Below are 25,121 nucleotides of genomic sequence, written 5' to 3'. Positions count from 1 at the left end.
CCACGAAGGTTAATGGATCCCTACGTCAGAAACGTCCACGGATGATTCCCGGGGTAGTTCCCCGGCATTCGAGTCTTCTTCCGGCGACGCCTCGTCTCGCCCGATCAGCTGCACTCCCGCCTCCCGCATCTGCACCAATGCCGACTCGATCGTGGCGGTCGACACACCAGCGGTGAAGGGGAGAAGGACAGTCGTGGCGAACCCCGCGCGCGCGGCATCGACGGCCGTGGCCTTGACACAGTGATCCGTGGCAATTCCGATCACGTCGACGTCGGTGATCTCGTGGGCGCGGAGCCAGTCCTCGAGCGTCGTGCCGTCCTCGGCTGCTCCTTCGAAACCGGAGTAGGCCGCGCTGTAGGCGCCCTTGGAGAAGATCGCCGACCCGGCGACGGAAGCGTCGAACGCCGGATGGAACTCGGCGCCGGCTGTCCCGACGACGCAGTGAACCGGCCAGCTGTCGATGAAGTCGGGATTCTCGGAGAAGTGCGCCCCAGGGTCGATGTGGAAATCGCGAGTCGCGACTACGGCGTCGTACTCGTGGGAGTTGACGAAATCGTTGACGGCTCCCGCAACCGCAGCACCGCCGTCGACTGCAAGAGCGCCACCTTCACAGAAATCGTTCTGAACGTCGACAATTATCAGTGCTTTTGCGCTCACTGGTGCTCACCTCCGGTGAATCGAACGGGCACAGCCGAGTCTCCGCGCGAGAGCTTGAGGCCTTCCCACGGCAGGCTCACGAGCCCTGCCTTCAGAACCGCTCTGCTCTCTTCGAGCGTCGGCGCGCTGTCGACGACCTTGCCTTCGCGAACCAGCGGGATCAGCAGTTCGGTCGCTCCGTCCGCCTCGGAGACAGGTGACGGTGATCCGGCGGGGTAGATGACTTCTTCGACGATCGTGCCGGTCGGACGCACTACGCGCAGTGCCTTCTTGGCGCCGCCGCGAGATGCCTTGTTGGTGCTTCTCTTCTCGACCGCGATTCCGTCGACCTCGACCAGCTTGTAAACCATGCCTGCGGTGGGGGCGCCTGATCCGGTGACCAGGGAAGTACCGACGCCGTACGAGTCGACGGGTTCGGCGCGCAGAGCCGCGATCGCGTACTCGTCCAGGTCGCCGGAGACGACGATGCGTGTCTTGGTAGCACCGAGATCGTCGAGTTGTTGGCGTACCTGACGAGCAAGAACGCCGAGATCGCCGGAGTCGATGCGAACCCCGCCCAGCTCGGGACCGGCAACGGCGACAGCCGTTTTCACACCCTCGGTGATGTCGTAGGTATCGACGAGCAAGGTGGTGGATACGCCCAGAGCGGCGACCTGACCGCGGAATGCCGCTGCCTCGTCCGGACCGTGCTCGGTGGTGTGCAGGAGCGTGAAGGCGTGCGCGCTGGTACCTGCGCTGGGTACGTCGTGACGCCGCGCGGCTTCGAGGTTGGAGGTGGCGTCGAAGCCGGCGAGATAGGCGGCACGTGAAGCGGCGACGGCGGCCTGTTCGTGTGTACGACGCGAGCCCATCTCGATCATCCGTCGACCGCCCGCTGCGCTCACCATGCGGGCAGCGGCCGAAGCGATCGCGCTGTCGTGGTTGAGGATCGAGAGAATCAAGGTTTCGAGGATGACGCACTCGGCGAACGTTCCGCGGACCGAGAGGATCGGTGATCCGGGGAAGTAGAAATCTCCCTCGCGGTAGCCGTCGATGTCACCGGAGAATCGATAGTTGCGCAGCCACTCGACGGTCGTGTCGTCGAGAAATTTTGCAACGATCGCCAGTTCAGGTTCACCGAACCGGAACTGCTCGAGTGCGTCGAGAAGGCGCTCGGTACCGGCGACGACGCCGTAGCGACGGCCGTCTGGCAGCCGCCGTGCAAATACCTCGAAACTGCAGTTGCGGAAGGCAGATCCGTCGGCGAGAGCCGCCGAGAGCATGGTCAGTTCGTACTGATCGGTGAGCAGTGCGGTGCTGGCACCGGCGTCGCGGATGTCGGAAATTTGCGTAGGCACGCACACAACTCTATGCGCGAGACGACGTGGGTGGGTGTTGTCGCCTCTCGTCGCGCCGTACCCTGGATACATGGTTTTCGGCGGCGCGACCGTGTCCGGCACTTACTCGGCGAACGTAACGATGAGAGGCGCTACGGCTTCCTCTCCTCAAGCCACGCCCGAGCAGTCGGAGGCTGTTTCGACCATCGAAGCCGCAGATCGGCCCTGGGTGACCATCGTCTGGGACGACCCGGTCAATCTCATGCATTACGTGACTTACGTGTTCCAGAAGTTGTTCGGCTACAGCAAAGCCAAGGCCACCGACCTGATGATGCAGGTCCATTCGGAGGGCAAGGCCGTGGTCTCGAGCGGTTCGCGCGACAAGATGGAGGCCGATGTTCGTCGCCTCCACGCTGCCGGTCTCTGGGCCACGATGCAACGCGACGACACCTGAGAAAAGCACTTTTTCGACCGATTTGTTCGCCTAACTCGTAGACGGGAGTCCGACGCGTGCGGACGTGGAGTAGGAAGAGTTCACTCGGCGGAGTGAAGTTCAAGTCCGAGATGGACGGCCACGAGGCGGCGGTTCTGCGCTCGCTCGTGGAGTCGGTGACCGGGCTTCTCGACGAGCGTGCGTCTTCGGCGCCGCAAGACGAGCTCGCCGCCCTGACGGGCCTTCGTACCGGAAATTCGGAGACACCCGACAATCCGGTATTGGCGCGTTTGCTGCCCGACTTCCAGCGCACCGATCCGGACAAGGTCGCTCCGGACAGTGACGATCTCGACGACGCCGGCGCCAATGTCAACGGCGCGCTGCGCAGTTTGCACGAACCCGAGATCATCGACGCCAAGCGTGAGTCCGCTCGCATGTTGTTGGCTTCGCTTCCGGAGGCCGGCGGCAAGGTCGTTCTCACGCAGGAACAGGCCGACGCCTGGCTGTCCTCGCTCAACGACGTCCGTCTCGCGCTCGGAACCAATCTCGGCATCGACGCCGACACACCGGAGAGCCTCGAACCCGACGACCCGCGAGCCCCGCATCTCGACGTCTATCACTGGTTGACGTGGATGCAGGACTCCCTCGTCCAGGCGCTCATGCCATGACCACAACGCGGACCGGGCCCACTGATTCACTGACAGATGTCGCCGGCCTCGCCGTCGGTCATCACCACAAGCTCGACGAGGGAGCCACTCTCGGAAGCGGCGCAGCCACCGGCTGCACGGTCGTGCTCGCGTCGGCCGGTGTGGTCGCCGGAGTCGACGTCCGGGGCGGCGGTCCGGGTACCCGCGAGACAGACCTGCTCGACCCGAGCCATTCGGTTCAGCAGGTCAATGCCGTGCTGTTGACCGGTGGTAGTGCCTACGGACTTGCCGCGGCCGACGGAGTGATGCGCTGGCTCGAGGAACACGATCACGGGATCGCGATGGGCGCTCCCGGCCAGGTGGTACCGATCGTGCCCGGCGCCGTGATCTTCGATCTGCCGGTGGGGGACTGGACCGTTCGTCCGACCGGCGATTTCGGATTCCTCGCTGCCGACACTGCTTCGCGCGAATTCGCCACCGGCACGGTCGGCGCGGGGGTAGGTGCCAGAGCCGGGGCGCTCAAGGGTGGGGTGGGAACGGCCAGCGTCGTGATCGTCGACGGCCCCGCCGAGGGGGCGACGGTCTCCGCCTTGATCGTGGCGAATCCGGTGGGTTCGGTCTTCGACCCCAGAACAGGCCTGCCGTGGGGCGTCGGCTCGGACGGCGCGGAGTCGTTCGGCCTCAGGCTCCCCGACGCGTCCGAACTCGCGGCGGCCAACGCCGTTGCAGCCAAGGGAACCGTCCTCAACACCACGATCGGTGTGGTCGCCACTGACGCCGCCTTGACGAAAGCCGGGTGCCGACGCGTCGCCGTCGCAGGTCATGACGGCCTGGCCCGAGCGATTCGGCCCGCACATTCGCCGCTCGACGGCGACACGATCTTTGCGCTCGCCACCTGTGATCACACTCCGAATTCGGAGATCACGGTTCCGGACGCTTTCCCGAACGATCTGCCGATACTCGACGCGGTGTGCGCGGCTTCGGCCCAGGTGGTCGAACGTGCGATCGTCACAGCGATTCTCGACGCCACGTCGGTAGCCGGAATCCCGAGCTACCGCGAACTCTTCCCGTCCGCATTTCTCTAGGCAGCACTCCTGGAATCGGCGGTAATCTCGAATTGAGCCTGGTCGCGAGTGACCGGATCAGAAGACCGGATCGACGGTGGAGGACGCACACGATGACGATGGATTTCAACAGTCCGGACTTCGGCACCCGGACGCCGGCACCGAAATCCGGTCCGCCCTCGGTGTGGAAGCAGTCGGCCGTGTTGGTGGGCGGCTTCGCGATCCTGCTCTACGTGATCGAGATCGTGGATGTCATCTCCGGTCAGAATGTCCAGAACGCCGGCGTCACCCCGCGCACGCTCGACGGCCTGTGGGGAATCCTGTTCGCCCCGGTGCTGCACGACGACTGGGGTCATCTGATCGCCAACACCATTCCGGTGCTGATCCTCGGATACCTCGTGCTGGTGTCGGGAATTGCGCGAGGACTCGCGGCGACCGGCATCATCTGGGTGATCGGCGGCGTCGGGACCTGGTTGTTCGCCGGCTCGAACTCGAATCACGTCGGTGCGTCCGTGCTGATCTTCGGCTGGGTCACCTACCTGTTGGTGCGCGGGTTCTTCACGCGGAGCTTCACACAGATCCTGATCGGCGTTGCCGTCTTCGTCGTGTACGGCGGAGTGCTGTGGGGCGTTCTGCCGAGCGATCCACGGGTTTCCTGGCAAGGACATCTGTTCGGAGCGATCGGCGGCGTGGTGGCCGCCTGGGCGCTCACGTCGGGGGAGAGGGCCAAGCGCGCCGGGTCGGCGCCGGCCGTTCGACCACCGAGTTTCTGAACGGACGTGGGTCACACCCTCACTGCGGTGTGACTTCGACGCGCCAAAACCACCAAGAGCTTTTTCCCAGACGGGTAGACGTGGCAGCATGACCGGTATGCGCATGACCGTCCTGGGGTGTTCCGGCAGCGTCACGGGTCCGGATTCACCGGCTTCGGGATACCTGCTCACGGCACCGGGAACTCCGCCGCTCGTGATCGACTTCGGCCCGGGAGTTCTTGGGGCGTTGCAGCGATACGCCGATCCGGGCGAGGTGACGATCCTGCTTTCGCACCTTCATGCGGACCACTGTCTCGACATGCCCGGCCTGCTCGTCTGGCGTCGCTATCACCCCAACCCGCCGGTCGGCCGTGCTCTGGTTTACGGCCCCACCGACACCGCGTGCCGCATCGGAGTGTCCTCCGCCGAGTGCGCCGGCGAGATGGACGACATCTCCGACACCATCGACGTCCGGCTCTGGGCCGAGAACGAGCCGGTGACGTTCGGTGAACTGAGCGTCGTCGCCCGCCGGATGAATCATCCACCCGAGGCTTACGGTTTCCGGATCACCGGCGCCGACGGCCGCGTCCTCGTCTATACAGGCGACACCGGAATGTGCGACAACGTCGTCGAACTCGCGCGTGGTGCAGACGTGTTGCTCTCCGAAGCGTCGTGGCCCGACAGTCCGGATCGCCCCGAGGGAGTTCACCTCTCCGGTAAGGAAGCCGGCCGTGTGGCTGCGCTCGCCGGCGTCAAGGAACTTCTCCTAACGCACATCCCGCCGTGGACATCGCGTGAAGACGTGATCGCCGAAGCGAAATCCGAATTCTCCGGACCGGTCCATGCCGTCTCCGCCGGAAGTGTCTACGACATCTGATTCCCCTCACATTCGGTGCAGCGCTCACCGGGCGACCGCTAGGCTCACGAAGGTGACTACACGAGAAGACGGTAGGGCGGACGACGAGCTCCGCACGGTCAAGATCACCCGCGGGTTCACCAGTCACCCGGCCGGATCCGTTCTGGTCGAGTTCGGGAACACTCGCGTCATGTGCACGGCCAGCGTCGAAGAGGGTGTACCCCGCTGGCGCAAGGGCTCCGGCTTGGGTTGGCTGACAGCCGAATACGCGATGCTTCCCGCCGCCACGCACACACGCAGTGGCCGCGAATCGGTCAAGGGCAAGGTCGGCGGCCGCACGCAGGAGATCAGTCGACTCATCGGCCGATCACTTCGAGCGTGCATCGATCTCGCGGCAATCGGTGAGAACACCATCGCCCTCGACTGTGATGTCCTCCAAGCCGACGGCGGCACCCGCACCGCGGCAGTGACGGGGGCATACGTAGCCCTGGTCGACGCCGTGACGTACCTGCGCGCAGCCGACCTGCTCTCCGACCCGCAGCCCATCTCGTGTGGCATAGCGGCCGTCAGCGTCGGCGTCGTGGACGGACGAGTGCGCCTCGATCTTCCGTACGAAGAGGATTCGCGCGCCGAGGTCGACATGAATGTCGTGGCCACCGATACCGGCACGCTGGTGGAAATCCAGGGAACCGGTGAGGGCGCCACGTTCCCACGCTCGACGCTGGACAAGCTGCTCGACTCCGCTCTGGCTGGTTGTGAGCAACTTTTCGAGATCCAGCGTCAAGCGCTGGCCGAGCCGTATCCCGGGGTGCTACCCGAACCGAAGAATCCGGAACCCAAGAAGAAGTTCGGTGCCTGAGCTGTGAGCGTACGAGTACTGGTTGCCAGCCGAAATGCCAAGAAGCTGAAGGAACTTCACCGGGTGCTCGACGCCGCTGGAGTGAACGGAATCGAACTGGTCGGGCTCGACGAGGTCCCGCCGTTCCCCGAAGCCCCCGAGACCGGAGCGACGTTCGAGGAGAATGCGCTCGCCAAAGCGCGTGACGGAGCAGCTGCAACCGGAATGCCTTGCATCGCAGACGATTCCGGTGTCGAGATCGACGCACTCAACGGTATGCCCGGTGTGCTGTCCGCGCGATGGTCGGGCACTCACGGAAACGACGGCGCCAACACGGCTCTGGTCCTGGCTCAGCTGGGAGACGTGCCGGACGAGCGTCGAGGCGCGGCATTCGTCTCCGCCTGTGCACTGGTGATCCCCGGCGGCGACGAGACCGTCGTGCGCGGCGAATGGCGCGGGGTGATCGGCCGCGAACCAGCCGGCGACGGCGGCTTCGGATACGACCCCATCTTCCGTCCGGACGGCGACACCCGCTCGGCCGCAGAACTCACCCCGGCCGAGAAGGATGCGGCGTCACATCGAGGGCGCGCGCTCGTACAGCTCGTTCCCGCGCTGGCGGCACTGGCCGGCTGAACCGAATCCGAAAAGTAGAGCCCTGAACGCGTCTGCGTTCAGGGCTCCACTTTTTGAAACTCTCAGAGCTGGTAAGCCTGCTTCACCTGGGCAGTTCGCTTGTGCTCGAACACGAACGACAGGAACGGGATCGTGCCGGCGAGCGCGGTGGCAACCGTCGTACCGGGCTTCCACCGAGCCTTGATCGCCAAGTCGATCGTGAACACGAGATAGAGCATGTAGAACAGGCCGTGGATCTGGCCGATGTAGAACAACCACGACGGTGCGTCCGCCGAATTGTCGAGAATCAGGTACTTGTAGACCATCTCACCGGTCAGGAACAGCAGCCAGAGGCCGGTGATCCAGGCGAGAACGCGGTATCGGACCAGCGCCGACGCAACCTTCTTCTGCTTTTCTGCGTTGACTGCGGGGGTAGCGATGCTCGCTTCCGAACCGGTACTCACGTCGTGCTCCTATCGGACTCGCGAGCGGCGAGCTGCGCAAGGTAGTCGTTGTATTCCAGCATTTGGCGGGCTTCAGGGTCGTCGACGTCGAGGTTCACATCGTCGAACTCGGCCCGCGGGCGTTGCGGCAAGAGGTCGGCGGGAATCTCACGCGGCTCCGCGGCGGCTTCCTCGGCTTCGGCCTCTTCGGGGTCCACGTCTTCGAGCTGAACGAACTTGCGATACGCGTACACGACAAACGCCGCGAACAGCGGCCACTGGAACGCGTACCCGAGATTCTGTCCCGAGCCTCCGACGGCTTCGAAGCGCTCCCACTGCCACCAGCCGAGCGCGAGGCAGCCGGCAGCTGACACGATGACCAGCAGAATCAGCGCAGGTCGGCGTTTAGTAGCGTTCTTGGACACACTAAGACGGTACCTGAGAGCTATAGTGCCTCGCCCTGCGATCTCCGACACGGTGTCGTAGAAGCCGTGCCACGGCGTGTCGTAGGAGCCGTGCCACGGCGTGTCGTAGGAGCCGTGCCACGGCGTGTCGTAGAGGCCGTGCCACGGCGTGTCGTAGAGGCCGTCCCGCAGCACCTGTGCGCTATGCCCATCCTCACCCGCAACGCCAGGGCACTGAACACATTCTCCCGGCTGTGCTGCATCGATAACCTCGGCGCGTATCCGAAAGCAGGGGAGTGTTTCATGCACATCAGAGTGATTCGCCCGGTCATCGACACCACACTGACTCCGGCGGTGACAGCCGATGTGGAGCACTGGGCGGCGCCCGGTACGACGGTCGACGTCGTGTCACTGCTCTCTGGCACGGCGAGCATCGAGTCCGAGTACGACGAGGCACTTGCCGGCCCCGGGATCGTGCAGCGGGTCGAGGAGGCGGCAGCCGACGGCGTCGACGGTGTGTTCATCACGTGTTTCGCCGATCCCGGAGTGCATGCCGCCCGAGAGATCATCGACGCTCCGGTGGTCGGCGGCTTCGAGCCGTCATTTCTGACAGCGATGAGTCTGGGCGATCGCGTCGGTGTCGTGACCATCCTGCCGAATGTCGTGCCGATGCTCCGATCGCTCACTCGGCGGTATGGGCTGGACAATCGGCTGGGCAGTATTCGGGTCGTGGACATGCCGGTGCTGGGCCTCACCGATCGGGAGGAACTGATCGATCGACTGGCCGCTCAGGCGTCTGCGGCAGTGGAGAACGGCGAGGCCGACACCGTCGTTCTCGGTTGCACCGGGATGCTCGGTGTGACCAGTGCGGTCCGAGACAAACTGCATGGCAAAGGGATTCACGTTCCGGTTGTGGATCCGACGGCCTCGGCGATCACCTGGTTGGAGAGCTCGGTCCGTCTGGGGCTGACACCGAGTCGGACGACGTACATGACTCCACCGGTCAAGGATCGAAAGCGCTGACCTTGCTCACGAGAACCGAAAAAGCCCCGCCGGATCAGATCCGGCGGGGCTCTTCGTTGTGCGCGAGGGGGGACTTGAACCCCCACGTCCTGAGACACTGGAACCTAAATCCAGCGCGTCTGCCAATTCCGCCACTCGCGCGCGGAATTCAAAGGATACGCGAGTGGAATCGCTCGCGGGCACACCACCCTGGTCGGGATGCGCCCGCCCGCTCTCAGGCCGTTTCGGCGAGTGGATCCGCTGCGGGCGGCATGGTGGATTTCTTCGACCGGCGAGGTTGCTCGGCCGTGCGTTGATACCGCCACGCAGCGTGGGTGAGCGTTTGAACATCGACATCGAGATGTTCGGCAACCGCAACGAGCAACTCGGCTGCGTCGGTGCTCGACAACAATTTCTCGCTACTGCTTGCTTCGGTGGCGAACCGTGCAAGCAGGTCGATCGAAGTTACCGTCAACCTCCCGGACAGGAACATCAGTGTCTCGAAGGTCCTGGGGCCGAGCCCCGGAACGGAGACGACTGCCGAACGGAGGCTTTCGGTGTCCTCGACGTCGGCACTGGACCGGCAACCGGATTCGACGAGCGCCTTGGCCGCACGAGCCGCACCCTCGGCCTTGGTGAAGTAGTTGCCCGGCACGCGCTGGCGATTGCCGAGAATCGTTGCGAGCTCGTCGCCACGGTCGGTGAAGGCGGCGAGAGCGGGCAAGCTGTCGAGGCGATCGTCGGCGGCTACCGAGCGGTGTGTGCGCCAACGGTCGACGACGGCGCGGACTCCGGTCTTCGGTGTTCCATAGGCGGCGCGCGACGAGAAGATCGCATCGAGAAGGGCGGCTTCGGACTCGCGCGGCCATCCCTGGTTCCAATGCGGCCACGCCTCGCACGGAAGCTCGGCGCCGATGAATTCGGCCGCTCTGACTACGTCTGTGTCTTTCATGATTTCTCCCCCCGAGAAGTTGTCCGGTGTGGACGCGCTGAACGTAGCGAGGGGGTCCGACAGATTGTGGCCCGGAACGCACGGGATCGACCGTCCGTCAAGGAGGTCACGAATTGGTAACAATAAATATGAGGGGTTCCTCAGGTTTCTGAAAATCCCGGTAACAGTCCCAGGCAGGGCGTTCGCGACCTACTCGCGAGTCACTTTCTCGAAGTCTCGTGAGGAAGATCACGGCCCCGAAAGTCCAGATTTCCAGGGTGCCGACAAACGTGAGGAAATCCTCATGATTCTGTGTAAACCTTGTCTTGCACGAACGCCCTGACTCCGTCGATTCTCTCGACGAATTCGCGAGCACTTCAGCCGGGCAGCACACCGCAAATCCCACCTCGCCGCAGAGGTGACCAGGAGAGGACGTACGCGTGACGATCGATGACACGACACCTACAGGAAACGGACGCGACTCGAAGGGTGGACGCCGTTTCGGCGTCGATGGGGGACAGTCCCGCACGACCAGCAAAGGTGCCCTCGTCGATTCGCTGAACAACGGCGTTTCCTACGCAATCGCTTTCGGTGGACAGGGCGCTCCCTGGCTCACCTCGCTCGAGGAGCTCAGCCGTGACAACGGACTGGAGCCCGTTCTGACCGATCTGGTCAATGACGCAGCCGCACGCCTCGCGCCCGTCGCACAGGATCTCCTCGTGGTTCGCCCGGTCGGATTCGATCCGATCGCGTGGATGCTCGAAGCCGAGATCGTCGACGAAGAAGAAGGTGAGAAGTCGGCCGGGCCTTCGGCTGCCGCGCTCACCGCAGCTCCGGTGTCACTCCCCGGCGTCTTCCTCACGCAGCTTGCGGCGTTGCGTGCACTCTCCGCTCAGGGTCTGGATGTAGCCGGTAACCCGCCGGCTGCCGTCATCGGCCACTCGCAGGGCCTTCTGGCCACGGCTGCCGTAGCCGCGCAGGGCAACGACGACGGTGAACTCCTCGCCGTCGCACAGCTCGTCGGTGCTGCTGCCAGCTTGGTCGGCCGTCGCCGCGGCGTCATCGCCGGCGCCTCCGCGAAGCCGATGGTTGCGGTCTCGGGCGTCGATCCCGAGCGTCTCGCCGCCATCGTCGCCGAGCTTGCCGAGGGTGTGGCGCCTGAGCGCGCGGCTGTCCTCGCCATCCGCAACGGCCGTCGCCGCGTCGTTCTCGCCGGGCCGCCCGCTCAGCTGGCACGCGTGCAAGAGCGTTGTGAACAGATCGAAGCCGAGGAAGCCCGCGAGCGTGAGGGCAAGAAGCGTGGCGGTTCCGTCTTCGCGCCGTCCTTCGATCCGCTCGACACCGAAATCGGCTTCCATCACCCCGCATTGACCGAGGCCGTCGAACTCGTCGGCAGCTGGGCGACCCGTTGCGGTCTCGACGCGGACCGTGCGCGCGAACTTGCGCAGGGTGTCCTCGTCGATCCGGTCGACTGGGTCGAGGCTGTCGACGGCGCAATCTCCGCCGGCGCCAAGTGGATTCTCGATCTCGGACCCAGCGATCAGCTGACCCGTATGACGTCCTCTTCGCTGCGTGGACGGGGCATCGGCATCATTGCCGCAGCCACCCGCGGCGGACACCGCAATCTGCTCACCCCCGGTGCAGCACCTGAGGTCTCACGTTCGTGGTCCGAGTTCGCGCCGAAGCCCGTTGCGCTTCCCGGCGGCCGTATCGGCGTCGAGACCGCGTTCACGAAGCTGACCGGTCGTTCACCCATCCTGCTAGCAGGTATGACGCCGACGACGGTCGACGCCAAGATCGTTGCCGCGGCAGCCAATGCCGGTCACTGGGCCGAGCTTGCCGGTGGCGGGCAGGTCACCGAAGAAATCTTCGAAGACCGTGTCGCAGAGCTGAAGATGCTGCTCGAGCCGGGCCGCGCGGTCCAGTTCAACTCCCTGTTCCTCGACCCGTACCTGTGGAAGCTGCAACTCGGTGGCAAGCGCCTCGTGCAGCGTGCCCGTACCGCCGGTGCTCCCATCGACGGCGTCATCGTCACCGCCGGTATCCCGGAACTCGAAGAGGCTGTTGCTCTCATCGACGAGTTGTCCGAGATCGGCATCACCAACATTGCATTCAAGCCCGGCACCGTGGCGCAGATCCGCTCCGTGATCCGCATCGCCAACGAGGTTCCGAACTTCCCGGTCATCGTCCACATCGAAGGCGGCCGCGCCGGCGGACACCACTCGTGGGAAGACCTCGACGACCTGCTCCTCGACACGTACGCCGAGCTGCGTACACGCCCGAACCTGGTCATCTGCGTCGGTGGCGGCATCGGAACACCCGAGCGCGCAGCCGATTACCTGACCGGTCGCTGGTCCGCCGCAGCCGGTTTCCCGGCCATGCCCGTCGACGGCATCCTGGTCGGCACCGCAGCCATGGCGACTCTCGAGGCCACCACCTCTCCCGAGGTCAAGCAGCTCCTCGTCGACACACCCGGTACGCCGGACTGGGTCGGTGCAGGTACCGCTGAAGGCGGAATGGCCTCCGGCCGTAGCCAGCTCGGTGCCGACATCCACGAGATCGACAACGCGGCTTCGCGTACCGGGCGCCTCCTCGACGAGGTTGCCGGCGATTCCGAGGCAGTGGCCGAGCGCCGCGACGAGATCATCGCCGCCCTCGACGTCACCGCCAAGCCGTACTTCGGCGACGTCGAGACCATGACGTACGCACAGTGGCTGCGCCGCTACCTCGAGCTGACCGTCGGCATCGACGCGGCGAAGGAATTCGACTGCGGCGCCGATCTTCAGGACGCCATCGTCGAGGCGACGTCGAGCCCGTGGCTCGACATCACCTGGCGTGCTCGCTTCGGCGAGATGCTCCAGCGCACCGAGGCGCGTCTGCACCCGGTCGACCGCGGCCCGATCCCCACGCTGTTCGCTGACGCCGAGACCCTCGAGCGCCCCGAGGCTGCAATCTGCGCACTGCAGGCGTCGTACCCGGACTACTCGACCACCGTTCTGCATCCCGCAGACGTCTCGTTCTTCATCTCGTTGTGCAAGACGCCGGGCAAGCCGGTCAACTTCGTTCCCGTCGTCGACGGTGACGTGCGTCGTTGGTGGCGCAGCGACTCCCTGTGGCAGGCACACGACCCCCGCTACACCGCCGATCAGGTTTGCGTCATCCCCGGCACCGTTGCCGTCGCCGGCATCACCCGTGTCGACGAGCCGGTCGGTGACCTGCTCGATCGCTTCGAGAAGGCGACCTACGACGAATTGGTTGCTGCCGGAACCACTCCGGTTGCACTCGCGAGCCGTCGCCACCAGGATTCCGCACCCGGACTTCTCGACGCCGTTCTCTCGGCTCCTGACCTCCAGTGGGCCGGCCGCCTGACCCAGAACCCCGTCCGTCGTCTCGGCGACCTCGACGAGTGGAGTGCAGAGTCTGCCGACAAGGCAGTTCACGGCACCACCGGTTCCAGTCTGACCGTCGTCGATTCCTCGCACGTGCTGCTTTCGGTTCCGTTGGTGGCAGGCAAGTCCGTCGACATCACGATCACGATCCCCGAGTCCGTCGTCGACGGCGGCGCTCCGGTTGTCACCGAAGCCGATGCCGAAGGTGCGATGTCCGCGCTCCTGGCAGTTGCTGCCGGACAGGAACTTCCGACAGTCAAGAACGGCAAGGCTCGCCTCAACGTCGCGTGGGTTCCCGATCGCATCGCCGATCACGCCGGTGTCACCGGTTCGGGTCTGCCCGCCACGCTCAGTGTCAGCGGCAAGGCTGTTCCGGACGTCGTCGTCGGAGCATGCTGGCCTGCAGTGTTCGCAGTCCTCGGCGCAGCCAAGCTCGACAGTCTTTCCGTTATCGAAGGCATGCTCGACCTGGTCCACCTCGACCACACCGTCGACTTCGTCGGTGAACTTCCCTCCGAGACAAGCATTCTCGTGGTCAATGCCGAGGTCGCCTCGGTTCTCGACACCGACCTCGGTCGTGTCGTCGAGGTCAAGGTCGAGGTCGGTGCCATGCTCGGCGAGGGCCTCGACGCCCCCGCAGTCGTCACCATGACCGAGCGTTTCGCGATCCGCGGACGCACCGGTGCAGGCGAACTCGCCGACCCGGCTCGCGCCGGTGGATCGATCAGCGATGCGGCTGTCGACACCTCGCGTCGTCGTCGCCGTGACGCGAAGATCCTCGCTCCGGTCAGCATGGGCGCGTTCGCTCAGGTTTCCGGTGACCACAACCCGATTCACACCTCCGACAACGCCGCTCTGCTGGCCGGCCTCGGAACGCCGATCGTGCACGGCATGTGGCTCTCCGCCGCAGCGCAGCAGGTAGTCACCGCAGTCGACCCGGCCGAGACCCGCGTCCCGCCGCGCCGCCTGACCGCCTGGACCGCCCGCTTCCTCGGGATGGTTCGCCCCGGCGCCGAGATCGACGTCCGCGTCGACCGTGTCGGCATCGACCAGGGCGCAGAAATCGTCGAGGTCGGCTGCCGCATCGACGGCGAACTGGTCATGGTCGCCACCGGCCGCACTGCCGCACCGAAGACCGTCTACGCCTTCCCCGGCCAGGGCATTCAGCGCCCGGGCATGGGCCTCGACGCTCGCGCACGCTCCAAGGCCGCCCGCGACGTCTGGGAGCGCGCGGACAAGCACACTCGTAAGGCGCTCGGATTCTCGATTCTCGCTGTCGTGCGCGACAACCCGGTGACCGTCAAGGCCCGTGGTGTCGAGCACAGGCATCCCGACGGTGTCCTGCACCTGACCCAGTTCACCCAGGTGGCCATGGCCGTTCTCGGTGTTGCCCAGGTTGCCGAGCTGCGCGAGTCCGGAACCTTCATCGAGGATTCGCTTCTGGCCGGTCACTCTGTCGGTGAGTACAACGCACTCGCCGCTGTCGCCGAGGTCTTCCCGCTCGAAGCGCTTCTCGAGGTCGTCTTCCAGCGTGGCTCGGCCATGCACCAGCTCGTTCCCCGCGACGAAGCCGGACGCTCCGACTACCGCATGGCCGCTATCCGCCCGTCGCAGATCGGTGTTTCCGACGACGACGTGCAGGGCTTCGTCGCCGGTGTCGCCGAGTCTTCCGGTGAGTTCCTCGAAATCGTCAACCTGAACCTGCGCGGCAGCCAGTACGCCATTGCCGGTTCGGTAGCCGGTCTCGACGCACTCGAGGTCGAAATCGATCGTCGCCGAGCAGAATTCGGTGGCAAGCGGGCATACATCCAGGTTCCCGGCATCGACGTGCCGTTCCACTCCACCGTCCTTCGCGGTGGCGTGGCGGACTTCCGCGTGTGCCTGCAGGACTTGCTCCCGCACGACATCGATCCGGACATCCTGATCGGCCGCTACATCCCGAACCTGGTTCCGAAGCCGTTCTCGCTGCGTCGTGACTTCGTTCAGGAAATCGCCGACCTGGTGCCGTCCGAGCCGCTTCAGGAAGTCCTCGCAGACTTCGACAGCTACGCAACGCGCACTCACGAGTTGTCCCGCATCATCCTGATCGAGCTGCTGGCTTGGCAGTTCGCCAGCCCGGTCCGTTGGATCGAGACGCAGGACCTGCTCTTCGGTGACGAGTCCGAAGGTAGACTCGGGGTCGAACGCTTCGTCGAGATCGGTCTCGGCGCTGCCCCGACCGTTGCAAACCTCGCGTCGCAGACCCTCAAGCTGCCGGGCCGCTTCGGCTACCCGGTCGAGGTTCTCAACGTCGAGCGCGAAGCCGCGATCGTCTACGGCACCGACGTCGACCCCGCTGTCGATGACGACGACGAGATCGAAGCGCCTGCCGCGCAGGCTGCTCCGGCCGCCGCGGCCGCTGCTCCGGTTGCCGCTGCCGCGCCGGCTGCACCTTCGGGTGGACCGCGTCCGGACGACCTCACCTTCAAGGCGCCCGACGCCACGAAGGTCCTGATCAGCCTGTGGACCAAGCTCCGTCCCGATCAGGTCGGCCCCGCGGACACGATCGAGGCACTGTGCGACGGCGTTTCCTCGCGTCGCAACCAGCTTCTGGTCGACCTCGGCTCCGAGCTCTCCCTCGGTGCCATCGACGGGGCCGCAGACGCCGACATGGGCTCCCTGGGGGCAACCGTCGACAAGCTCGCCCGTACGTACAAGCCGTTCGGACCGGTGCTCTCCGATTCGATCAACGATCACCTGCGTAAGGTCTTCGGCCCCTCGGGCAAGCGTCCCGGCTACATCGCCGACCGCGTCAAGAAGGTCTGGGAACTGGGCGACGGCTGGGCACACCACGTCACCGCAGCAGTGGCTCTCGGTACCCGTGACGGCGCCAGCATCCGCGGCGGCGACCTCGGTGGCCTGAGCTCCGGCGCACTGGCCGACGCGGCAGCAGTGGACGCAGTCATCGACAGCGCAGTTGCCTCGGTCGGGTCTGCTCGTGGAGTTAGTGTCTCGTTGCCCGCTACCGGCGGCGGAAGCGGCGGAACTGTCGACGCAGCTGCTCTGGGTGAGTTCACCGAGAACATCACCGGTCGCAACGGCGTTCTGGCCTCGGCCGCACGCCTGGTACTCGAGCAGCTCGGACTGAACGAAGAAACGGCAGTCGCGACGGTCGAGGACACCGAACTGGTCGACCTGGTCTCGGCTGAACTCGGCTCCGACTGGCCGCGTCTGGTTGCTCCGGCATTCGACGCGCAGAAGGCCGTGCTGCTCGACGACCGCTGGGCAAGTGCGCGTGAGGATCTCGCTCGCATTTGGCTCGGTGACACCGCGTTGTCGGTCGAGAACTTCATCGGTGCCGGCTCCACCGTCGCCGCACAGGCGAAGTGGTGGGCCACCCGTGCAACCGACGAAGGCCGCACCGCACTCGCCGAGGTCTACACCCGCATCGCTGATGCGGCTGCTGCGGCAGAATCCGACGCACCCGAGTGGGCAGGCGAGGTCGCAGTAGTGACGGGCGCCAGCAAGGGTTCCATCGCGGCAGCGGTCACGGGCAAGCTCCTTGCCGGTGGCGCAACGGTATTCGTGACCACCTCGCGACTCGACGGTCAGCGTCTGGGCTTCTACCGCGACCTGTACCGCGAGAACGCTCGCGCCGGTGCCGCCCTCTGGGTGGTTCCCGCGAACATGGCGTCGTACACCGACGTCGACGCACTGATCGACTGGATCGGCAACGAGGCCACCGAGAACGCAGGCGGCGCCAAGAAGCTCATCAAGCCGGCCATGACGCCGACGATGCTCTTCCCGTTCGCAGCTCCCCGTGTCGGCGGCGAACTCTCCGACGCCGGCGCTCGCGCCGAAATGGAAATGCGCGTGCTGCTCTGGTCGGTGGAGCGCCTCATCGGCGGTCTGTCGAAGATCGGTTACGACAGCGATGTCGACACGCACCTGCACGTAGTGCTGCCCGGTTCGCCGAACCGCGGAACGTTCGGCGGCGACGGTGCTTACGGTGAGGCCAAGGCTTCGCTGATCGCCGTGGTCAACCGCTGGAAGGCCGAGCGCAACTGGGCCGAGCGGGTCACGTTGGCACATGCAATCATCGGTTGGGTTCGCGGAACCGGACTCATGGGTCACAACGATCCGATCGTCGACGCAGTCGAAGCTGCGGGCGTCCGCACCTGGTCCACCCAGGAGATGGCGACCCAACTGCTGAAGACGGCAACCCGCGAGTCGCGGCGCGCTGCAGCAGAGGCCCCGCTCGAGGTCGACCTGACCGGCGGACTGTCCGAGGCCAACCTGGATCTGGGTGCTTTGGCCAAGGAAGCTGCCGAGGTTGCCGAGATCGCCGAAGCTGTCGACGAAGCAGTGGACGAGTCCAGCATCCTGGCGCTGCCCGCGCCGGCTCGCATCGACGACTCGGTCAAGGCTCCGAGCTGGCCCGAACTGGACGTCACCCCCGCGGACCTCGTGGTCATCGTGGGTGCCGGAGAGCTCGGACCCTACGGTTCCTCGCGTACCCGCTTCGAGATGGAGGTCGACGAGCAGCTCTCTGCCGCAGGCGTTCTCGAATTGGCGTGGAACACCGGACTCATCGTCTGGGAGAACGACCCCAAGCCGGGCTGGTACGACGTCGAATCCGGTGACCTGGTACCCGAGGCGGAAATCGCCGACAAGTACCACGACGCAGTCGTCGAGCGTTGCGGCATCCGTCGTTACGTCGACGAGGGCGCGATGATCGACAACACCGCTCCGCTGCTCACCTCCGTGTTCCTGGACAAGGATCTGAGCTTCGTGGTCGGCAGTGAGGCAGAGGCTCAGGCCTTCGTCGAATCCGATCCGGAGAACACGACGGCGACGGTTTCCGCCGAGTCCGGCGACTGGACGGTCACCCGCCGCGCAGGCACCGAGATCCGCGTCCCGCGCAAGATGAAGCTGACTCGTAGTGTGGGCGGTCAGATTCCGACCAACTTCGACGTCACCAAGTGGGGCATCCCCGCCGACATGGCAGATTCGGTCGACCGCGTCGGCCTCTGGAACATCGTCGCAACGGTGGACGCCTTCCTCACCGGCGGCTTCACTCCGAGCGAACTGCTCCGCTGGGTACACCCGAGCCTGGTCGCCAACACGCAGGGCACCGGCATGGGCGGCATGACCTCCATGAGGAGCTTGTACATCGACACGCTGCTCGGCGAGAACCGTCCGAACGACATCCTGCAGGAAGCGCTGCCGAACGTCATTGCAGCGCACGTCGTTCAGTCGTACGTCGGCGGTTACGGCGCGATGGTTCACCCCGTCGCCGCCTGCGCCACGGCAGCGGTATCCGTCGAAGAAGGCGTCGACAAGATCCGACTCGGCAAGGCGCAGTTGGTTGTTGCCGGCGGGTTCGACGATCTGAGCACGGAAGGCATCATCGGCTTCGGCGACATGTCGGCCACTGCCAAGACCGAGGACATGCATGCCAAGGGCATCGAGGATCGCCGCTTCTCGCGGGCCAACGATCGTCGCCGCGGCGGATTCGTCGAGTCGGCCGGCGGCGGAACGATTCTCCTCGCTCGCGGTGACCTGGCACTCGAGATGGGTCTTCCCGTCCTCGGTGTGGTCGCCTGGGCCGGATCGTTCGCCGACGGTGTCCACACCTCGATCCCGGCACCGGGACTCGGAGCACTGGGCGCCGGACGTGGGGGAGCGGATTCACAGCTTGCACTCTCGCTCAACGCTCTCGGCGTGAGCGCCGACGACATCGCCGTGATCTCCAAGCACGACACCTCCACTGCCGCCAACGATCCCAACGAGGCAGAGCTGCACGAGCGCCTCGCCGGGGCATTGGGACGCAGTGAAGGCGCGCCGATGTTCGTGGTCTCGCAGAAGAGCCTGACCGGTCACGCCAAGGGTGGTGCCGCAGCCTTCCAGCTGATCGGGCTCTGCCAGGTACTGAGCCAGGGCATCGTCCCGCCGAACCGCAGCCTCGACTGCGTCGACGACAAGATGGCCGAATTCGAGCACCTCGTGTGGGCACGTCAGCCGCTCAAGTTCGGTGAGCATCTTCCGCTGCGCGCGGGCCTGCTGACCAGCCTCGGCTTCGGTCACGTCTCCGGACTGATCGCAGTCGTGCACCCGCAGGCATTCGTCGAGTCGGTTCCGGCCGACAAGCGTGACGCCTATGTTGCTGCGGCCCAGCAGCGGACGATCGACGGTCAGCGTCGCCTCGCGAAGGCGATGTGCGGTGGCGACAGCCTCTACGAGCGCCCGGCGGATCGTCGCCTCGGTGCCGACGGAACGCCGGCCAAGGCGTCGCGTCAGCTCGAAGCGGACATGCTGCTGAGCGAGGACGCACGACTCGGCGCAGACCAGGTGTACCGCTCGAATCTGCCCGGCTGCAAGTAGTAGTCACGGTATGGGAGTTCTGGGTATCGGTTTCGACCTCGTGACGGTGTCGGAGTTCGCCGAGCAATTGAACAGGCCGGGAACGGCAATGCTCGACAACTTCACACCGGGCGAGCGTCGAGACGCCGCTACCCGGAGCTCCGAACCGGCACGACATTTCGCCGCCCGGTGGGCTGCGAAGGAAGCAGTGATCAAGGCATGGTCCACTGCTCTCTTCGCCGGCCCACCGGTGCTGGGGGAAATGATCCACAATCAGATCGAGGTCGTCTCGGACGCCTGGGGGCGCCCCGGCATCCGGCTTCGCGGTGACGTGGCCAAACACCTGACCGGAGTGAAGATTCATATTTCGCTCACGCACGACGGGGACATGGCGGGCGCTTTCGCGGTCATCGAATCCGACCCGGAGTAGCACTGCCGGACACGAAAGAGCCGGTCTCCCAAGGGGAGACCGGCTCTTTGTCGTTCGACTAGTCCTTCGTGCGGGATTCCTTCTCGGCGACGAGGAGATACGCGATCATCAACCTTTTCAGTTCGGCGACGGCGTCGGCATGCGACTGACCGTCCTGAACCGAGAAATTGAGCATCGAATACACCACGTGGACAAGAACTTCCGCCATCATCAGGCGACGATCTCGCCGCGTACGAGGCGTCAACGGGCCGAGCATTTTCGCTACGGTCTCGGCGAACTGCTTTTCGTGAATGACTCCGGTTGCCCGCGTGGACGGCGTCGACTGCATCGCCAGCCAGACCTCGCGGCGCGACGGATCAGACGTCCACAGCCCGGCCATGTGATCGACGAAACTGTTCAGGAACCGCAACCAGTCGAGCGAGGGTACTTCGCCGCCGAACTGAGCAAGCTCGTGCTGGACCCCGACGAGGTCCTGGCGGTTCAATTCGCACACGATGACGTACTTGTTTGCGAAGAACTGGTAAAGCGTCCCAATCGGGACGTCAGCACGTGCCGCGACTTCTTCACAGGTGAACGATTCGAAACCGACATCGGTGAGGAGTTCCCGTGACGCAGCCAGGAGTGCGTCGAATTTACGCTGGCTGCGCTCTTGCGTCGGACGCTTGCGCGGCAGCAGTTCCTGCGGTTCTTCGAGGCTCTGGGGATTCTCCAGTGCTGGGTCGACTCGTCGCCGCGCGCGGTGACGAGTCGTGGGCTGCACGTCTTCCAGGCTATCGGTGTTTTCTGTCGAATTTGGGACTTGTGCATTATCCGGTGTCATCGGCCACCTACTTCGGCGGTCGTGATCGGTCGAAACGCACCGCGCAGGTGCGCGCACACGAGTCCCGATGCTGTTGCCACACCTCGATACTAGGTGACCAACTGTCCAGTAGCCGAAGAGGTTGCTGCGCGGTGTGGCGCAACGGCGATCCTGGCGCCTGCCTACGTCCGATTCGGGCAGACTGAGATTCTTCGGGCACACCGAGATTCGATGCCGAGGAGAGGGAGACGATGACGGAAGAACTGCGAACCGCGGTACGTGAACTCATGCCGCGTGCCCGTGAGGATCTGAGTGCACTTGTGGCGATGAAGTCCGTCGCCGATGCGCGGCAGTACCCGCCGGAAGAATGCGCGGCCGCTGCGCATTGGGTCCTGGAGGCATTCCGGGCTCAGGGTTTCGCCGATATCGAGGCGATCGAGACCTCCGACGGTTCGGCCGCGGTTGTCGGGCGTCGACCAGGCCCGGGCGGTGCTCCGACCGTTCTGCTGTACTGCCACTACGACGTTCAGCCGCCCGGAAACGAAGAGCTCTGGGGCTCCCCGCCTTTCACGCTCACCGAGCGCGACGGACGGTGGTACGGACGGGGCGCTTCCGACTGCAAGGGCAACGTCGTCATGCATCTGACAGCTCTGCGAGCGCTCGCCGCAGCCGGTGTGGATCCGAGCGTCCACCTGACGCTCGTCGCCGAAGGATCCGAGGAGATGGGCACTGGCGGTCTCGAGGATCTGGTGCGAGAGCGGCCCGAACTTTTTGCAGCCGACATGATCCTGATCGCCGATACCGGCAACACCGAAGTCGGGGAGCCGACGATCACGACGTCATTGCGCGGGATCGCGAACGTTGTGGTCCACGTGTCGACGCTCGAGGGTGAGATTCACTCCGGTGTCTTCGGTGGACCGGCGCCCGATGCGATCACCGCGCTGGTGCACATACTCTCGACGCTGCACGACAGCGCCGGAAACACCACTGTCGAAGGCTTGACCAACGACCAGGAATGGGCGGGTGTCAGTTATGACGGCGATCAGTTCCGCTCCGACGCCGGGGTGCTCGAAGGGGTGCAGCTGACTGGTTCCGGTTCGGTCGCCGAGCAGGTGTGGGCTCGTCCGGCGCTGACCATCCTGGGTATCGACTGCCCGCCGGTCGTGGGTTCGGCGGCGGCGATCACGCCCCGCGCGTCGGCACGCCTGAATCTTCGTGTCCCGCCTGGCACGGATCCGGCGCAGGCACAGAAGTTGTTGACGGACCACCTCCGCGCGGCGGCGCCGTGGGGCGTCCACATCGAGGTCGTTCCGGAATCGACGGGATCGCCGTTCTCGTCCTCGACGGAGGGTGCAGGTTTCGCGCAGCTGAAGTCCGCGCTCACCGATGCCTACGGCCGCGAAGTCGGATTTGCCGGCCAAGGGGGATCGATACCGCTGTGCAGTGCACTGGCCGAGCAGTTCCCCGACGCGGAGATCGCGTTGATCGGCGTCGAGGAACCGCAATGCCGCATTCATGCGCCCGACGAAAGCGTCGACCCGTCGGAGATCGAGAATCTCGCTTTCGCGGAGGCTCTGTTCTTGAGCCGGTACGGGAGTTAGACCGACAGATCGCGTCGTAGCTTGGCGACGTGACCGGTGGCCCGGACGTTGTACTGGGCCACCTCGATCTTGCCTTCCTCGTCGACGAGGAACGTCGAGCGGATGACGCCCTGGACGGTCTTGCCGTACATCTTCTTCTCACCGAACGCGCCCCAGGCTTCGAGCGTCGCCTTCTCGGGATCGGAGAGCAGCGGGAAGGTCAACTCTTCGGTATCGCGGAACTTCGCGAGTTTTGCGGGCTTGTCCGGCGAGATTCCGATGACTTCGAGGCCGGCGCCGTTCAGCTCGGCGAGGCTGTCACGGAAGTCGCAGGCCTGCTTGGTGCACCCCGGGGTGCTGGCCGCCGGGTAGAAGTACACGATGACCTTGCGGCCGCGGTAATCGTGAAGGGAAACCTCGTTGCCATCGGCGTCTGGGAGCGTGAAATCCGGCGCGACGTCGCCGGCGGACAATCTACTGTTCTCGGTCACGGGAATCGAGGTTAGTCGAGAAATTGCGCGGCAGGTGGGCGCGAGGGCATTCTGCTCCTCTACGGTAGAGCGAAGTGTCGGCGCGCTGCGTCCGCACAGCAGACCCGCACACAGAGCAGCAGAACACAGACAAGTTGGAGGACACGTGCCCAGGGACACCGAGAGCATCGAACGCGAGATCGAGAAGGCGCGTAACCAGCTCGCGAGCACACTCGACGAACTGACGGTCCGCACCAACCCGAAGCGGCTGGTCGAGAACACCAAGAAGACGGTGCTCGCCAAGCTCAACGAGCCGGCAGTGAAGTACGCGCTGATCGCAGTCGGTTCAGTGGTGGGACTACTCGTGGTCCGGAAGATCATTCGCTGACCCGAGTTGTCGAAGACAGAACATGAAGAAGGCCCCCACCTGGTGAGGTGGGGGCCTTCTTGCAAGTGCGCCCACAGGGACTCGAACCCCGGACCCAGTGATTAAGAGTCACTTGCTCTACCAACTGAGCTATAGGCGCTCGCTCTTGCGAGACAGAACATTAGCCGACAGGCTCAGGAGTTTGCAAAACGCGTGTTCATCGTGGTGACGATGGTTACATCGCTTCCGGAATTCACGAGTGTGGAGGGTGCGAATCCGGCCAGCGGACGGTGCTTTCCAACTGCTGTGCGACGGCGAGAATCGTCGGTTCACCACCGCTGCGCCCGACCAGTTGGACGCTCAGGGGGAGTCCGCGTTCGGAGAACCCGGCGGGCACAGCGGCCGCCGGGTTGCCGCAGACATTCCAGATCGAACAGTAGGCGGCGATCGGCAACGCCTTGCGGACTGCTGACAGAAGGCCGGTTCCTTCGAGTTGTCCGATCGGGCGTGGCAGCGCGGGCGTGGTCGGCATCAGGACCAGGTCGAAGGTGTCGAAGACCTGGTTGACCGTCGCTGCGATTCGCTCACCTTTGCGGTAAGCGAATTTCCCGACGCGCGCGGGAGCGGCTATCCGGCCGATCGACGCGAGTGCTCGTGTGCGCTTCTCGAGGAGCGCCGGATGATCGACGCGCAGTGCTTCGTCGCGGACGCCGCCGAGCACCTGGGGGAGAAATGCTGCAGTTGCGTCCGGGTACTCGGGATCGTGCTCTTCGACGTGATGTCCCAACGCGCTCAACATCTCTGCGATCGAATGCACCGCGGCAACGACCTCCGGGGACGGGCGGACGCCCCGGACCGGACTCCGGGTGGACACTGCAATGCGAAGCGGCCCGGGCGCCGACGCGGCTGACTGGGCAAAGCTGGTGCGGAGCGTTTCGGCTGTGTAGTCGTCGATCCCGGTGGTACCGGTTATCACGTCGTACACGAGCGCGCTGTCCTCGACGGAACGAGTGAGAGGCCCTAGTGTGCCGAGTCCGCGCCAGAGGTTTCGGTTCGGCGCGGTGCTCACCCGACCGCGCTGCGGTTTGAGTCCGAACAACCCGCAGAACGCCGAAGGCAGTCGGATGGAACCGCCGCCGTCGCCGCCGATTGCCGCTGCGACCATGCCCGACGCGACGGCCGACGCAGATCCTCCGCTCGATCCGCCCGTGGATACGCCGGTGTCCCAAGGGTTTCTGGTGTAGCCGTTTGCAGCAGTCTCCGTGAAGGGCCAGATGCCGAACTCGGGCATCGTCGTCTTGCCGACGATCACCGCGCCGGCCTCGCGCAACCGCCGGACGACCTCTGAATCGGCCGATGCGATGCGAGTTGCTGCCGCACCGCCGTACGTCGTCGGCGTTCCGGCGACGTCGTTCTCGTCTTTGATCGCGATCGGGACTCCGTGCAGTGGGCCCAGGCTGTGGCCGTCGGCCTGGCGCTGATCGAGACGTGTCGCTTCGTCGAGCGCTTCGTCTGCGAGAACCCGCACAAAAGCATTGAGCGTCGAATCGAGGCGTTCGATACGGCGAAGTGTGTTCTCGGTGAGCTCGCGGGCCGATAATTCTCCGGACCGGATCAGAGCGGCCTGACCCGCAACCCCGGCAAATGCCAGCTCGCTGCCCGGTGTGGTTTCGCGCTCGGTCATCAATCCTCCAGGCCGTGGTTCCGATAACTGTGAAGTCTATTCACCACAACCTGTCCACCACGACACAAAGAAAAATCCCCACCTTCCGAAGAAGGTGGGGACCTT

Annotated in this window: 20 protein-coding genes and 2 tRNA genes; 12 read left to right on the top strand and 10 right to left on the bottom strand. The window is 65.0% G+C overall.

Annotation, left to right across the window (positions count from 1 at the left end; translation table 11 throughout):
• Positions 1-9: 9 nt before the first annotated feature.
• Both RHP72_RS18690 and RHP72_RS18685 read right to left on the bottom strand, forming a co-directional pair.
• Positions 10-657 (bottom strand): nicotinamidase, encoded by a 648-nt coding sequence (locus RHP72_RS18690; RefSeq protein WP_063316261.1) that lies wholly within the window; start codon positions 655-657, stop codon positions 10-12.
• Positions 654-1,994, bottom strand: coding sequence for a nicotinate phosphoribosyltransferase (locus RHP72_RS18685; protein WP_193595179.1), 1,341 nt, complete (start codon positions 1,992-1,994; stop codon positions 654-656). The genes RHP72_RS18690 and RHP72_RS18685 overlap by 4 nt, the downstream gene beginning before the upstream one ends.
• Positions 1,995-2,115: 121 nt before the next feature.
• On the opposite strand from RHP72_RS18685, the gene clpS reads away from it, so the two are divergent.
• The 7 genes from clpS to rdgB all read left to right on the top strand — a co-directional run bounded on the left by clpS (position 2,116) and on the right by rdgB (position 7,196).
• Positions 2,116-2,427 (top strand): ATP-dependent Clp protease adapter ClpS, encoded by a 312-nt coding sequence (gene clpS / locus RHP72_RS18680; protein WP_037132099.1) that lies wholly within the window; start codon positions 2,116-2,118, stop codon positions 2,425-2,427.
• Positions 2,428-2,483: 56 nt separating this feature from the next.
• Positions 2,484-3,074, top strand: coding sequence for a DUF2017 domain-containing protein (locus RHP72_RS18675; RefSeq protein WP_003945318.1), 591 nt, complete (start codon positions 2,484-2,486; stop codon positions 3,072-3,074).
• Positions 3,071-4,138, top strand: a complete 1,068-nt coding sequence (locus RHP72_RS18670; protein ID WP_311093679.1) for a P1 family peptidase — start codon at positions 3,071-3,073, stop codon at positions 4,136-4,138. Before RHP72_RS18675 ends, RHP72_RS18670 begins: the two co-directional genes overlap by 4 nt.
• Before the next feature lie 92 nt (positions 4,139-4,230).
• Positions 4,231-4,890, top strand: a complete 660-nt coding sequence (locus RHP72_RS18665) for a rhomboid family intramembrane serine protease (protein ID WP_007733273.1) — start codon at positions 4,231-4,233, stop codon at positions 4,888-4,890.
• A 97-nt stretch (positions 4,891-4,987) separates the two neighbouring features.
• Positions 4,988-5,746, top strand: a complete 759-nt coding sequence (locus RHP72_RS18660; RefSeq protein ID WP_311094878.1) for a cyclic nucleotide-degrading phosphodiesterase — start codon at positions 4,988-4,990, stop codon at positions 5,744-5,746.
• A 52-nt stretch (positions 5,747-5,798) separates the two neighbouring features.
• Positions 5,799-6,584 carry a ribonuclease PH gene (gene rph, locus RHP72_RS18655; protein ID WP_003945332.1) on the top strand — a complete coding sequence of 262 codons (786 nt, stop codon included), beginning with the start codon at positions 5,799-5,801 and terminating at the stop codon, positions 6,582-6,584.
• A 3-nt stretch (positions 6,585-6,587) separates the two neighbouring features.
• Positions 6,588-7,196 carry an RdgB/HAM1 family non-canonical purine NTP pyrophosphatase gene (rdgB, locus tag RHP72_RS18650; RefSeq protein WP_019749148.1) on the top strand — a complete coding sequence of 203 codons (609 nt, stop codon included), beginning with the start codon at positions 6,588-6,590 and terminating at the stop codon, positions 7,194-7,196.
• A gap of 62 nt (positions 7,197-7,258) precedes the next feature.
• Here rdgB and RHP72_RS18645 read toward each other — a convergent pair whose 3' ends face one another.
• Both RHP72_RS18645 and RHP72_RS18640 read right to left on the bottom strand, forming a co-directional pair.
• Positions 7,259-7,639, bottom strand: a complete 381-nt coding sequence (locus RHP72_RS18645) for a DUF3817 domain-containing protein (protein ID WP_003945334.1) — start codon at positions 7,637-7,639, stop codon at positions 7,259-7,261.
• Positions 7,636-8,043 (bottom strand): hypothetical protein, encoded by a 408-nt coding sequence (locus tag RHP72_RS18640; protein WP_020970031.1) that lies wholly within the window; start codon positions 8,041-8,043, stop codon positions 7,636-7,638. Before RHP72_RS18640 ends, RHP72_RS18645 begins: the two co-directional genes overlap by 4 nt.
• 282 nt (positions 8,044-8,325) lie before the next feature.
• Here RHP72_RS18640 and RHP72_RS18635 point away from each other — a divergent pair, with 282 nt between their 5' ends.
• A complete protein-coding gene (locus RHP72_RS18635; RefSeq protein WP_283377277.1) occupies positions 8,326-9,045 on the top strand; it encodes an aspartate/glutamate racemase family protein in 720 nt (239 codons plus the stop codon).
• 59 nt (positions 9,046-9,104) lie between these two features.
• Here the strand turns inward: RHP72_RS18635 and RHP72_RS18630 are convergent.
• Positions 9,105-9,186 (bottom strand) — tRNA-Leu (locus RHP72_RS18630).
• Positions 9,187-9,259: 73 nt separating this feature from the next.
• The gene (locus RHP72_RS18625) at positions 9,260-9,976 is read right to left on the bottom strand and encodes a hypothetical protein (protein WP_311093678.1); all 717 of its coding nucleotides are present in this window, start codon (positions 9,974-9,976) and stop codon (positions 9,260-9,262) included.
• A 419-nt stretch (positions 9,977-10,395) separates the two neighbouring features.
• On the opposite strand from RHP72_RS18625, the gene RHP72_RS18620 reads away from it, so the two are divergent.
• Positions 10,396-19,707, top strand: a complete 9,312-nt coding sequence (locus tag RHP72_RS18620; RefSeq protein WP_311093677.1) for a polyketide synthase — start codon at positions 10,396-10,398, stop codon at positions 19,705-19,707.
• Positions 19,708-19,717: 10 nt separating this feature from the next.
• Positions 19,718-20,116: a holo-ACP synthase gene (locus RHP72_RS18615; RefSeq protein ID WP_003945362.1), complete on the top strand. Its 399-nt coding sequence runs from the start codon at positions 19,718-19,720 to the stop codon at positions 20,114-20,116.
• A 58-nt stretch (positions 20,117-20,174) separates the two neighbouring features.
• Here the strand turns inward: RHP72_RS18615 and RHP72_RS18610 are convergent, their stop codons facing one another.
• Positions 20,175-20,876, bottom strand: coding sequence for a TetR family transcriptional regulator (locus RHP72_RS18610; RefSeq protein ID WP_003945379.1), 702 nt, complete (start codon positions 20,874-20,876; stop codon positions 20,175-20,177).
• A 290-nt stretch (positions 20,877-21,166) separates the two neighbouring features.
• Here RHP72_RS18610 and RHP72_RS18605 point away from each other — a divergent pair, with 290 nt between their 5' ends.
• Positions 21,167-22,516, top strand: coding sequence for a dipeptidase (locus RHP72_RS18605; protein WP_311093676.1), 1,350 nt, complete (start codon positions 21,167-21,169; stop codon positions 22,514-22,516).
• Here RHP72_RS18605 and bcp read toward each other — a convergent pair.
• Entirely contained in the window at positions 22,513-22,986 is a 474-nt protein-coding gene (bcp, locus tag RHP72_RS18600) for a thioredoxin-dependent thiol peroxidase (protein ID WP_007733290.1), read from the bottom strand. The genes RHP72_RS18605 and bcp overlap by 4 nt on opposite strands.
• 145 nt (positions 22,987-23,131) lie before the next feature.
• On the opposite strand from bcp, the gene RHP72_RS18595 reads away from it, so the two are divergent.
• The gene (locus RHP72_RS18595; RefSeq protein ID WP_003945299.1) at positions 23,132-23,353 is read left to right on the top strand and encodes a DUF3618 domain-containing protein; all 222 of its coding nucleotides are present in this window, start codon (positions 23,132-23,134) and stop codon (positions 23,351-23,353) included.
• Positions 23,354-23,419: 66 nt separating this feature from the next.
• Here RHP72_RS18595 and RHP72_RS18590 read toward each other — a convergent pair.
• Positions 23,420-23,492: transfer RNA gene (locus tag RHP72_RS18590), tRNA-Lys, on the bottom strand.
• A 93-nt stretch (positions 23,493-23,585) separates the two neighbouring features.
• A complete protein-coding gene (locus RHP72_RS18585; protein WP_311093675.1) occupies positions 23,586-25,016 on the bottom strand; it encodes an amidase in 1,431 nt (476 codons plus the stop codon).
• Positions 25,017-25,121: the final 105 nt, after the last annotated feature.

Origin of the sequence: Rhodococcus sp. SG20037 (assembly GCF_031763325.1) — a bacterium.
In the GTDB taxonomy this organism is placed as follows: domain Bacteria; phylum Actinomycetota; class Actinomycetes; order Mycobacteriales; family Mycobacteriaceae; genus Rhodococcus_F; species Rhodococcus_F qingshengii.
Note: the sequence above shows the minus strand (reverse complement) of the source record. Positions and strands in the feature narration are given on the sequence as shown.